The organism is Burkholderia sp. Ac-20353, assembly GCF_017104785.1.
In the GTDB taxonomy this organism is placed as follows: Bacteria; Pseudomonadota; Gammaproteobacteria; order Burkholderiales; family Burkholderiaceae; genus Burkholderia.
Genome location: NZ_JAAGPL010000027.1, coordinates 1 through 11917, shown reverse-complemented (window position 1 = coordinate 11917; position 11917 = coordinate 1). Strand labels below are relative to the sequence as shown.

At 66.7% G+C, this 11917-nt stretch carries 11 protein-coding genes; 4 read left to right on the top strand and 7 right to left on the bottom strand.

Annotation, left to right across the window (positions count from 1 at the left end; genetic code table 11):
- Window positions 1–106 precede the first annotated feature (106 nt).
- Both G3N94_RS11720 and G3N94_RS11715 read right to left on the bottom strand, forming a co-directional pair.
- On the bottom strand, window positions 107–1624 hold the full coding sequence (locus G3N94_RS11720; protein ID WP_205792551.1) for a CoA-acylating methylmalonate-semialdehyde dehydrogenase: 1518 nt from the start codon (window positions 1622–1624) through the stop codon (window positions 107–109).
- A 53-nt stretch (window positions 1625–1677) separates the two neighbouring features.
- Window positions 1678–3036, bottom strand: a complete 1359-nt coding sequence (locus G3N94_RS11715) for an aspartate aminotransferase family protein (protein WP_205792550.1) — start codon at window positions 3034–3036, stop codon at window positions 1678–1680.
- A 105-nt stretch (window positions 3037–3141) separates the two neighbouring features.
- Between G3N94_RS11715 and G3N94_RS11710 the strand changes: the two genes are divergently transcribed.
- Both G3N94_RS11710 and G3N94_RS11705 read left to right on the top strand, forming a co-directional pair.
- Entirely contained in the window at window positions 3142–4101 is a 960-nt protein-coding gene (locus G3N94_RS11710) for a LysR family transcriptional regulator (protein WP_205792549.1), read from the top strand.
- Window positions 4102–4179: 78 nt separating this feature from the next.
- Window positions 4180–4671 (top strand): 2,4'-dihydroxyacetophenone dioxygenase family protein, encoded by a 492-nt coding sequence (locus G3N94_RS11705; RefSeq protein WP_205792548.1) that lies wholly within the window; start codon window positions 4180–4182, stop codon window positions 4669–4671.
- Between the two features lie 32 nt (window positions 4672–4703).
- Here the strand turns inward: G3N94_RS11705 and G3N94_RS11700 are convergent, their stop codons facing one another.
- Entirely contained in the window at window positions 4704–5708 is a 1005-nt protein-coding gene (locus G3N94_RS11700) for a GlxA family transcriptional regulator (RefSeq protein ID WP_205792547.1), read from the bottom strand.
- Window positions 5709–5878: 170 nt separating this feature from the next.
- On the opposite strand from G3N94_RS11700, the gene G3N94_RS11695 reads away from it, so the two are divergent.
- Window positions 5879–6679 carry an SDR family oxidoreductase gene (locus G3N94_RS11695; RefSeq protein ID WP_205792546.1) on the top strand — a complete coding sequence of 267 codons (801 nt, stop codon included), beginning with the start codon at window positions 5879–5881 and terminating at the stop codon, window positions 6677–6679.
- Window positions 6680–6833: 154 nt separating this feature from the next.
- Here the strand turns inward: G3N94_RS11695 and G3N94_RS11690 are convergent, their stop codons facing one another.
- From G3N94_RS11690 to G3N94_RS11675, 4 genes are all read right to left on the bottom strand, one after another.
- The gene (locus G3N94_RS11690; RefSeq protein WP_205792545.1) at window positions 6834–7196 is read right to left on the bottom strand and encodes a DUF805 domain-containing protein; all 363 of its coding nucleotides are present in this window, start codon (window positions 7194–7196) and stop codon (window positions 6834–6836) included.
- Between the two features lie 139 nt (window positions 7197–7335).
- The gene (locus tag G3N94_RS11685) at window positions 7336–8685 is read right to left on the bottom strand and encodes an MFS transporter (protein WP_205792544.1); all 1350 of its coding nucleotides are present in this window, start codon (window positions 8683–8685) and stop codon (window positions 7336–7338) included.
- 68 nt (window positions 8686–8753) lie between these two features.
- Window positions 8754–10115, bottom strand: a complete 1362-nt coding sequence (locus G3N94_RS11680) for an MFS transporter (protein ID WP_205792543.1) — start codon at window positions 10113–10115, stop codon at window positions 8754–8756.
- Between the two features lie 167 nt (window positions 10116–10282).
- Window positions 10283–11242 (bottom strand): MBL fold metallo-hydrolase, encoded by a 960-nt coding sequence (locus G3N94_RS11675; protein ID WP_205792542.1) that lies wholly within the window; start codon window positions 11240–11242, stop codon window positions 10283–10285.
- A 176-nt stretch (window positions 11243–11418) separates the two neighbouring features.
- On the opposite strand from G3N94_RS11675, the gene G3N94_RS11670 reads away from it, so the two are divergent.
- Window positions 11419–11917, top strand: a 499-nt coding sequence (locus G3N94_RS11670) for a helix-turn-helix domain-containing protein (protein ID WP_205792541.1), incomplete at its 3' end; no start/stop codon positions are given.

Below are 11917 nucleotides of genomic sequence, written 5' to 3'. Positions count from 1 at the left end.
CAAACAAGCCCGGCCGGATCACTCCGGCCGGGCTTGGGGCCTGGGCCTGCATCGATCGTTCGCGACGCCCGCCATGCGGGCAGGCATCGCGCGGACAAGATGCGCGTCAGCGGCTCGACGGGAAGCTGAACACCGTCCCTTCGCGCACGCCGGCCGACGGCCAGCGCTGCGTGATCGTCTTGCGCTTCGTGTAGAACCGCACCGCATCCGGGCCGTATGCGTGCAGATCGCCGAACAGCGAGCGCTTCCAGCCGCCGAACGAGTGATACGCGACCGGCACCGGCAGCGGCACGTTGATGCCGACCATGCCGATCTGGATGTTGTCGCTGAAGTAGCGCGCCGCTTCGCCGTCGCGCGTGAACAGGCACGTGCCGTTGCCGTACTCGTGCGCGTCGATCAGCGCCATTGCGTCGTCGAGCGACTTCAGCCGCACGACGCCGAGCACCGGCCCGAAGATCTCGTGCTGATAGATCGGCATGCCGGGCTTCACGTTGTCGAACAGGCACGGGCCGAGGTAGTAGCCGCCGTCGTGGCCGTCGACCTTCACGCCGCGGCCGTCGACGACCAGCGTCGCGCCTGCGTCGATGCCGGCCTCGACGAAGCCCGTCACCTTCTCGAAGTGCTGCTTCGTGACGAGCGGGCCCATGTCGACGCCGTCGCCGCTGCCCGGGCCAACCTTCATCTTCGCGATCTCGGCCTTCAGGCCCTCGACCACCTTGTCGCCGGTCTCGTCACCGATCGCGACGACGAGCGGAATCGCCATGCAGCGCTCGCCGCACGAGCCGTACGCGGCGCCCATCAGCGCGTTCACCGCATTGCCGATGTCGGCGTCCGGCATCACGACCGCGAAGTTCTTCGCGCCGCCGAGCGCCTGCACGCGCTTGCCGTGCGCGCAGCCGGTCGAGTAGATGTATTCGGCGATCGGCGTCGAGCCGACGAAGCTCACGGCCTTCACGCGCGGGTCGGTCAGCAGCGTATCGACCGCTTCCTTGTCGCCGTTCACGACGTTCAGCACGCCCGGCGGCAGGCCGGCTTCAAGCGCCAGCTCGGCCATCCGCAGCGTCGACGACGGCGTGCGCTCCGACGGCTTCAGCACGAACGTGTTGCCGCACGCGACGGCCATCGGCCACATCCACAGCGGCACCATCACCGGGAAGTTGAACGGCGTGATGCCGGCCGCCACGCCGAGCGCCTGGAACTCGCTCCACGAATCGATCGCGGGGCCGACGTTCTTGCTGTGCTCGCCCTTCAGCAGCTCGGGCACATAGCTCGCGTATTCGACGTTCTCGATCCCGCGCTGCAGCTCGCCCATCGCGTCGGCGAGCACCTTGCCGTGCTCGGCCGTGATCAGCGCGCACAGCTCGTCCGCATGCTGCTCGAGCAGCGTCTTGAAGCGGCTCATCACGCGCGCGCGCTTCAGCGGCGGCGTGTTGCGCCACGCCGGGAACGCGGCCTGCGCGGACGCGATCGCGGCCTCGACGGTCAGCTTGTCCGCGAGCGCGACGCTCTTGTCCGATTCGCCGGTGGCCGGATCGAACACCGGCTGGAGGCGGCTGCCGCCGTCGACGCGCTTGCCGTCGATCAGGTGGCCGAGCGTGGAAGTGACGTTGCTGTCGTGTTTCATCGTTAAGACTCTTTCGTGAATTCGGATTTCGGAAGACGTGCCGCGGGCGCGGCTCAGTCCACTTCGTTCAGTGCGTCGGACAGCGCGTTGACGAGGTTGTCGATCTCGCGCTTCTCGGCGATGAACGGCGGCGCGAGCTGGATCGTGTCGCCGCCGTAGCGCACGTAGAAGCCCTTCGCCCAGCAGCGCATCGCGATCTCGTACGGACGGCGCGCCGGTTCGCCGGGCAGTGCCGCGATCGTCAGGCCGGCTGCGAGGCCGTAGTTGCGGATATCCGCGATATGGCGCTGGCCCTTCAGCCCGTGCACGGCCGCCTCGAAATGCGGCGCGAGTTCGCGTACGCGGCCGATCGCGTCTTCCTTCACGAGCAGGTCGAGCGCCGCGACGCCGGCCGCGCATGCAACCGGGTGTGCGGAGTACGTATAGCCGTGCGGGAATTCGAGCATGTACTCGGGGCCGCCCGCGGCCATGAACGTGTCGTAGATCTCCTTCGTCGCGATCACGCCGCCGAGCGGCTGCACGCCGTTCGTCACCTGTTTCGCGAAGTTCATGATGTCCGGCGTCACGCCGAACGCTTCCGCGCCCGTCATCGCGCCGGCACGGCCGAAGCCCGTGATGACCTCGTCAAAGATCAGCAGGATGTCGTGCGCGGTGCAGATGTCGCGCAGGCGCTGCAGATAGCCCTTCGGCGGCACGACGACGCCCGCCGAGCCCGAGAACGGCTCGACGATCACCGCCGCGATGTTCGACGCGTCATGCAGCGCGATCAGGTCGAGCAGGCGGTCGGCCAGATCGGCGCCGTGCTCGGGCATCCCGCGCGAAAACCGGTTCTCGGCGAGCTGCGTATGCGGCAGGAAGTCGGCATCGATGCCCTGGCCGAATACCTTGCGGTTCGCGCCGATACCGCCGACCGAGATGCCGCCGTAGTTCACGCCGTGGTAGCCCTTCTCGCGGCCGATCAGGCGCGTCTTCGTGCCTTTGCCCTTCGCGCGCCAGTAAGCGCGCGCCAGCTTCAGCGACGTGTCCGCCGCTTCCGAGCCGGAGCCGGTGAAGAACACGTAGTCGAGGCCGGCCGGCGTCAGGTCCTTGATCCGGTTGGCCAGCTCGAACGACTTCGGATGACCGAACTGGAACGCCGGCGCGTAGTCGAGCTGCGCGACCTGGCGGCTCACCGCGTCGACGATCTCCGTGCGGCCGTGGCCGAGGCCCGTGCACCAGAGGCCCGACAGGCCGTCGAAGATCTTGCGGCCTTCGGCGTCCGTGTAATAGGCGCCCTGTCCCGACACGATCATGCGCGGATCGGACTTGAACTGGCGGTTGGCGGTAAACGGCATCCAGTGCGCGTCGAGCCACGCGGCGTCGGTACGCACGGGGGTGTCTGCCTGTTGCGGAGCGGTGATGGTGTCGGTCATGTCGGTCGGCGCGTCGCGCCCCTCCTCCTTGTGATGATGTTGCGCATTGTCCGAAGGCCAATTAGTCTTTTGAATATCGCAATATCAATGTTCACTTGCGCATCTATGCAAGCAAAGAAACCAAAGAGCCGGGCGCTGCTCGGGCAGCTCAGCGACATGGACCTGCGCCTGTTGCGGGTCTTCAAGGGCGTCGTGCAGTGCGGCGGAATGGCGGCGGCCGAACTCGAGCTGAATATCGGCATCTCGACGATCAGCCGCCACGTGAAGGATCTGGAAACGCGGCTCGGCCTCGTGCTGTGCCGGCGCGGCCGCGCGGGCTTCACGCTGACGCCCGAGGGGCAGACGGTGTACGAGGAGACGCTGCGGCTGCTCGCGTCGATGGAGGCGTTCCGCAGCCGGATCGACGGAATCCACGACCGGATGGGCGGCGAACTGCACATCGCGGTGTTCGACAAGACGGCGACCAACCCGAACGCGCGTCTCGGCGACGCGATCCGCCAGTTCGCCGACGAGGCGCCGGACGTCGCGCTGAACCTGCACGTCGCATCGATCAACGAGGTCGAGCGCGGGATCATCGACGGCAGCTACCAGGTCGGGATCATCCCCGTGCACCGGAACTCCGGCAGCCTCGTCTATTCCGAGCTGTTCGGCGAGCGGATGCTGCTCTACTGCGGCCGTCAGCACCCGCTCTTCGACGCACCGCACGGCAAGCTCACCTGGACGACGGTCCGCAATCACGCGTTCGCGGGGCTCGGCTTCCATTCGCCGAACATGGAGCTGAGCCATCGTGCGAAGCTCACGCGCAGCGCGACCGCGTCCGATCAGGAGTCGATCGCGACGCTGATCCTGTCCGGCCGCTATCTGGGCTTCCTGCCGGATCACTACGCGGAGAGTTTCGAGAACAAGGGGCTGATGCAGTCGATCGCACCGCACAAGTTCCATTACCAGTGCCGGTTCGTCAGCCTGCTGCGGCGCTCGCCGCGGCCGTCGCGGGCGGCGCTGCTGTTCCAGTCGTGTCTGGACGCGGCGCATGCCAAGGGGCGGGAGACTGCCGGGAGCGCCTGACGCTCCGAACGGGCCAGCCTTGCCGCCCCGCTCTGCGATAATGCCGGCTCCGCCGCTCTCCATCGCCCGTTGCCAGCCATGACGCCCCCGTCCGCTCCGTTCCCGACCGACCTGCCGCCGATCTCGTGCCTGCCCGGCGACGCGCTGCCGTGGCTGCCGATGAGCCCCGACCTGCCGGGTCTCGCGATCAAGTACCTGCACATCAATGCAGCCGAAGACACGCTGACGGCGTTGCTGAAGATGCCCGCCGGCGGGACGCTGCCGCGCCATCGCCACGACGGGCAGGTATTCGTCTACACGTTGCAGGGCGCGTGGCGCTACCGCGAGTACGACTGGGTCGCGCACGCCGGCTCGACGGTGCTCGAACCGGCCGGCTCGGTCCATACGCCGGAAACGCTCGGCGCCGCCGGCGAAGACGTAATCACGTTCAACGTGATGCGCGGTGACCTCGTGCTGCTCGCCGACGACGGCCGCGAGACGGCGCGGGAGAATTGCCGCGTCGCGCTGCTGCGCCTGCGCAAGCATGCGCGCACGGCGCCGGATGCCGCCGCGCCGTTCGTCACGCGCTGACCGCGGCAAGGCCTCGCTTCAACCGGCGGTCGTCATGCGCGAGCGGCATTGACACGCACGACGGCCTGGGCCGCGCTGTTTCCATCGCTTCGCGCATCGATGCGTGCGTCGCGCCGGATTGCCTGCGGCGGCGTGCCGAAGCCGCGCATGAACGCGTCGCGCATATGGCGGCGGTCGCGAAAGCCGGTTTCCCTTGCGATGATGTCGAGCGGATGCCGGCTCTGTTCGATCATCAGCCGCGCGGCCTCCAGGCGCAGTCGTTCGATCGCCTTGGCCGGAGACTGCCCCGTTTCGAGCGCGAACACGCGGCTGAACTGGCGCGGGCTCAGGTGAACGCTGTCGGCCAGATCCTCGACAGTCAGCGCGCGGCTCAGATTCTGGCGTGCATAGTTCAGCGCATTCTGGATGCGATCGGATTTCGGCGCGAGATCGAGCATTTCGGAATGCTGCGACTGGCCGCCCGCACGACGCTGATTCATCACGAGATTGTGCGCGACCGAACGCGCGGTTTCCGCCCCCAGATCCTTTTCCACCATCGCGAGCGCGAGGTCGAGACCGGCCGTCATGCCGGCGGACGTCCAGATCGGTCCGTCGACGATATAGATCCGGTCGTCCTCGACGCGAATTTCCGGAAAGCGCTTCCGCATTTCGCGCCCGTAAAACCAGTGCGTCGTCGCGCGCCGGTGCGCGAGCAGGCCCGCTTCCGCGAGCACGAACCCGCCGGTGCAGATCCCGGCGATGCGCCGCGCGCGATTGCCGGCCTTGCGCAGGAACGCCAGGATCCCGTCGGGCGCCGGTGAGCTGAGCGGGTCGTTGACCCCGGCGACCATCCACGTATCCACGTCGACCTTCCCGCGCAACGAGCGCGTGCCCACCGCGAGGCCGAGCGACGAGCGCACCTCGCCGCCGGCCACCGAGAAATTGTCGAGCGTGTAGAAGGTCTCGCCCGCCACCATGTTCGCGTACTCGAACACGGACTGCGACGCGAGCGCCATGATCTGAAACCCGTCGCTGATCAGAAAGCCGATCCGGTGCATCTCCGTTCTCCCGTCGGTCAGAGTCGGCGCTTCGGCGTGTTGCTCCGGCCTCACGCAAAGCGGTCAAGCGATGACCTGAATCATACTCATATACGTCATTTCCGTCGTGCCGAAGCGGAGCCACAATGCACTCACCCATTCATCAATCTCGTTCTAAACGGAGTGACATCATGACTCAAGCACATCAAGGTACGGCCCTTATTACCGGCGCGTCGTCGGGTATGGGCGCAATCTACGCCGACCGCCTGGCACGCCGGGGTTACGACCTGATCCTCGTCGCGCGGAACCGCGACCGGCTGATCGCGCTTGCCGACCGCATCACGAACGATACGCACCGCAGCGTCGAAATCGTCGACGCGGATCTGAACGACCGCACAGCACTTGCCGGCGTCGAGGCGAAACTGAAACAGGATGCGAGCATCACGCTGCTGGTCAACAACGCGGGCATCGGAACGCATACACCGCTGCTCGACAGCGACGTCGATGCGATGACGCGCCTGATCGACCTGAACGTCACCGCGCTCACCCGGCTCACGTATGCGGCCGTCCCGGGTTTCGTCGCGCGCGGCAACGGCGCCGTCATCAACATCTCGTCGATCGTCGCGATCTCGCCGGAAACGCTCAACGGTGTCTACGGCGGCAGCAAGGCCTTCGTGCTCGCGTTCAGCCAGTCGCTGCACCACGAGCTCGCCGACAAGGGCGTGCAGGTGCAAGCCGTGCTGCCCGGCGCGACCGCCACCGATTTCTGGCAGACGGGCGGCCTCCCGCTCGAGCATCTGCCGAAGGAAATCGTGATGTCGGCCGACAACATGGTCGATGCGGCGTTGACGGGCTTCGACCGCGGCGAGCTCGTGACGATCCCGTCCTTGCATGCCGGCGAAGAGTGGGACGCGTATGAGGCCGCGCGGCGCACGATGGCCACGCACCTGTCGAGCGATGTGCCTGCGCCGCGCTATGCTGCGGCGCGGTAAACGCCGGATATCGAAGCTGCTCTGGATCCCGCCTGCAAAGGACATCTAATCATGAAACTCTGCGGACGCTAACGCTCGCGAATGCGCGGTACCCATGCACGGACATCGCGCGAACGGGCCGGCCACATCGATTGCGGCCGGCCGCGCAGATCACTCAGGCATAGCTGCCGGCGACTTCCGCTTTCGGATCGTCGCCGAAGCGATTATTGCCCGACGTGCCGCGGATGCAGAGGTAGACCAGATTGACGATCGGACAGAGCAGCCACCAGCCGCTGTGGTCGGTATCGTGCATGCGGCGCACGCCCACTGCAATGCTTGGAATCAGGATCGCGAGACTGTAGAGCTGCGCCCAGTTCGCAAACGCCTTGTCGCCGATGAGTACCCCGATCACGCCGAAGATCAAGCCGATCAGGAACGCAACGATCGTGTTCACGAGCAGGAACATCCAGTATTCCTTGCGGCGCGCGCGCCCGCTGAACACCGCATAATTCTTGAGTACCTTCAGATACCATTTCATGGTTATAGCCCTCTCGGTTTTTGTATTGATATTGCGTGTACAACGCCCGAATGATCGCTGAATGGATCATCGGATGCAATACCAGGCACTCGACACCGGGCTGAGGTACGTTCGGCGTAAAACGGCACGCTGCCGCAAGTCATTGCGACGCGCCGGCTCCCCCCTGTTGCACGGCCCGCGTCCCGATCAGCATCGCGACCGCGCACGCGGCGAGCAGCGCGGCGATCATCAGCATCGCCGGATCCATGCTGCCGGTGCGTGTGCGAATCACGCCGACGATCCACGGCGTGATCATCCCGCTCGACACGCCGATGCTGCTGATCAGCGCGATCCCGCCCGCCGCGCCGGCCCCCGAGAAGTACGCGGACGGCACGGCCCAGAACACCGGATGCGCGGCGAAGATCAGCATCGCGGCCAGCGACAGCAGCGCCATCATCGCGACGAGACTCGGCAGATGCAGCGTCAGCAGCGCGAGTGCGACCGCGCCGCCGAACGCGCACGCGGCGAAATGCCGGCGGCGTTCGCGCATCCGGTCCGAGTGCCGCGCGATCGCGATCAGGCCCACCGCGCCGACCGCGTTCGGCACGATCGACAGCAAACTGATCTGCACGACGTCGTGGATGCCGAACTCGCGAATCATCAGCGGCATCCAGAACAGCAGCATCAGCAGCGCAGTCGTCAGCGAAAAGTAGATGAATGCAAACAGGTAGGTGCGCGGCTCGGCGAGCACCTCGCGCAGCGATGCTGCCGCATGCGCGCTCCGCTGTGCGCGGTCGGCCGCGAGATCGTCGGCGAGCCGCCGCTTGTCGTCCGGCGTCAGCCACGCGGCCTGTTCGGGCCGGTCGCACAGCCAGAACCATGCGATCACACCAAGCACGATCGCCGGCGCGCCTTCGATCGCGAACATCCATTGCCAGCCGTGCAGCCCGAGCACGCCCGACATCCCGCGCATGATCCAGCCGGACAGCAGCCCGCCGATCATCCCCGCGACCGCGACGCCCGCATAGAAGATCGACAGCACCGACGCGCGCCGCCGCGCTGGATACCAGAAGGTCAGGTAGAACACGAGTCCCGGGAAGAAGCCGGCCTCGAACACGCCGAGCAGGAAGCGCAGCGCATAGAAATGCCGTGCGCTGTCGACGGTGATCATCGCGACCGACACCGCTCCCCACAGCAGCATGATCCGCGCGAACGTGCGGCGCGCGCCGAAGCGGCGCAGCAGCGCATTGCTCGGCACTTCGAACAGCACGTAGCCGACAAAGAACAGCACGGCGCCGAGGCTGTACATCGCGTCGCTGAGGCCGAGATCCTGCCGCATCTGTAATTGTGCGAAACCGATGTTGCTGCGGTCGAGGATCGACACGATGTAGCAGACGAACAGGAACGGCACGATCCGCGCGCCGATGCGGCGGTACAGCGCATCGGTGTCCGGCATGCCGCTATCGGACGCGACGCGGCGCGCCGCTTCCGCTTGAAGAGGAGCAGACATAGGTTGCCTCCTTGGTGGCTTGCATTCGATGGCGCCGGGCTCGCCCGGCGCGCCGTGTAACCCGCCGCTCAGCCCTGCCGCACCCGCTCGCCCTTCACGCCGACCATCAGCGCGACGCCGCTCACGACCAGCAGCGCGGCCAGCAGATAAACGGCGAGATCCATGCTGCCCGTGCGCGTGCGGATCAATCCGATCACCCACGGGCTGACGATGCCGCTCGTGATGCCGATGCTGCTGATCAGCGCGATCCCTGCCGCCGCGGCCTTGCCGGACAGATAGCCGGTCGGCACCGCCCAGAAGATCGGCAGCGCGGCGAAGATCAGCGTCGCCGCGATCGACAGGCACGCGAGCATCGCCGCGAAGCTGTGCAGATGCAGCGTCAGCGCGGCAAGCGCGAGCCCGCCGCCGATCGTGCAGCACGCGAAGTGCCTGCGGCGCTCGCCGGTGCGGTCCGAGCGGCGCGCGATCAGGATCAGGCCGACCGCGCCGACCGCGTTCGGCACCACCGTGTAGAGGCTCACGGCCACGACGTCGGTCACGCCGAAATCGCGGATCATCAGCGGCATCCAGAAGTTCAGCGTCAGCGACGCGCAGGTCAGCGAGAAATAGATGAACGCGAACAGGTAGACGCGCGGGTTCAGCAGCGCGGCGGCGAGGCTGCGCGAATCGTGCGAATCGTGCGAATCGTGCGCCCGATGATCGCCATCGCGCCCCTGCCCTTGCGCACAGAGCGACGTCACGCGCGCCTTTTCGGCCGGCGTGAGCCACGCGGCGTCCTGCGGCCGGTCGACGAGATACGCGAGAGCGACGAACGCGAGCGCGATCGCCGGCGCGCCTTCGATCGCGAACATCCATTGCCAGCCGAACAGGCCGAGCACGCCGGCCATGTCGCGCATGATCCAGCCCGACATCAGGCCGCCGAGCACGCCCGCAACTGCGACGCCCGCAAAGAACACCGAGATCATCGCCGCGCGCCGGTTCGCGGGAAACCAGTAGGTCAGGTACAGCACGATGCCGGGAAAGAAGCCCGCTTCGAACACGCCGAGCATGAAGCGCAGCACGTAGAAATGCGTCGGCTTCGACACGAACATCATCCCGACCGACGCGATCCCCCACAGCAGCATGATCCGCGTAAACGTGCGGCGCGCGCCGAAGCGCGCGAGCAGCATGTTGCTCGGTACTTCGCAGAACACGTAGCCGACGTAGAACACGGCCGCACCGAGGCCGTACATCGCGTCGCTGAAGCCGAGGTCGTGCTTCATCTGCAGCTGCGCGAAGCCGATGTTGATGCGGTCGAGGAACGACACGACGTAGCAAAGGAACAGGAACGGAATGATCCGCCACGCGATCTTGCGGAACAGCAGCTGGTCGTCGGAAGCCGGGACGGACGCGGACGCGACCGCCGTCTCGGCAGGTACGGATTGGGGCATGTCTCTCTCCAAACGCGCTGCGCGATTCGAGCGCGCAGCAGTCTCCGCGGGCGTGCATGCGCCCTGCTTTCTTGTGAGATCGGGAACCGCTACGGGAAACGGCTATCGGCCACCGCCGCGGAAAAAAAGCGGGACGTCCGCCCGGACGCCCCGCTGTCGTGTGCCGCTCAGTCCTGCAGCGCGGCCCACATCTCCTTGTCGCGCTGCGCGGTCCAGATGCGCGGATGCGTGATGCCGCTCGCTTCGTCGAACGCGCGCGACACGTCGAACGGCAGGCAGTGCTCGTAGATGAACACCTGGCCGAACTTCGGATCCATCGCTTCGCGCGTGAGCGCCATCGCGGCCTTCAGGTCGAGCTGCTGCTCGACGGCCTTGCGGCCCTGCGCGAGCAGCGTCGTGACGAAATCCTTCGTGTAGTCGAGGCCCTTGTTCACGTCGGCCGGGTTCAGCAGCGCCGGGCCGCGGCCCGGCACGAGCTTCTCGGCGCCGAGCGCGCGCAGCGCCTCGAGCGTCGCCGGCCACTGTTCGAGCTGCGCGTCGCCGCAATAGCACGCGGCGTCGTATTCGACGAGATCGCCCGAGAACAGCACCTTCTGCGACGGCAGCCACACGATCGTGTCGCCCTTCGTGTGGCCCGAGCCGACATGCATGATCTTCACTTCGAGCTTGCCGAGGAACAGCGTGATCTCGCGCTCGAACACGAGCGTCGGCCACGTCAGGCCCGGCACCGTCTCGACACCCGCGAACAGGCGCGGGAAGCGCTCGATCTCCGACTTCATGTCGGCCTCGCCGCGCTCGACGATCATCTCGTAGGTGCCGCGGCTCGCGATCACCTGCTGCGCGCCTTCGGCGAAATACGCGGACGCGCCGAGCACGCGCACCGCGTGGTAGTGCGACAGCACGACATGCTTGATCGGCTTGTCGGTAACGCTGCGGATCTTCGCGATCAGGTCCTGCGCCATCGCGGGCGTCGCGGTCGTGTCGACGATCAGCACGCTGTCGTCGCCGATGATCACGCCCGAGTTCGGGTCGCCTTCGGCGGTGTACGCGTAGGCGTTCTCGGACAGCTGGGTCCAGGTGATCTTCTTCTCTTCCAGATCGGCTTGAGAGGCGAATGCTTTGGCCATGTTGCGTTCCGTGGCTGCGAGCCATGTGTTGAGGGGAGTGTCCGGATCATCGTCCCGCCCATCATATTTGTCAATGACAAATATGCTTGCTATTTTCTAATACGGGTAAACGTGCGGACCGGCGCGATAAATGGCGTCGGATACCATTCGGGGTATTCCGATTTCAGGTGAACGCAGTGCAGAACGACGAAGATCGCGCGGACGGCGCGCCGCAGAAGGCGCAGCGCGGCATCCAGAGTGTCGAGGTGGGCGGCCGGCTGCTCGACGCGCTCGCGCGGCGGCGCAAGCCGCTCGGCCTTTCCGAGCTGGCGGCGGCCGCGGAGCTGTCGACCGCGCAGGCGCATACCTATCTGGTGAGCCTGACGCGCCTCGCGCTCGTGAAGCGCGACGCGATCACCGGCAACTACGAGCCGGGGCCGCTGTCGCTGCGGCTCGGCCTGATGTCGATCGAGCAGCAGCCGGCGTATCGGGCCGCGTTGCCGCATGCGGCGCGGCTCGCGGAAGGCGTCGGGCTCAGCGTTGCGCTGTCGGTGCCGGGCGCGCTCGGTCCGACGATCGTGCGCATCGAGCACGGCGGCTATCCGCTGCACGTCAACCTGCACGTCGGTTCGGTAATGTCGCTCGACACGACGGCGACCGGCCGCGTGTTCCGCGCGTTCGGCGACCCCGCGCAGA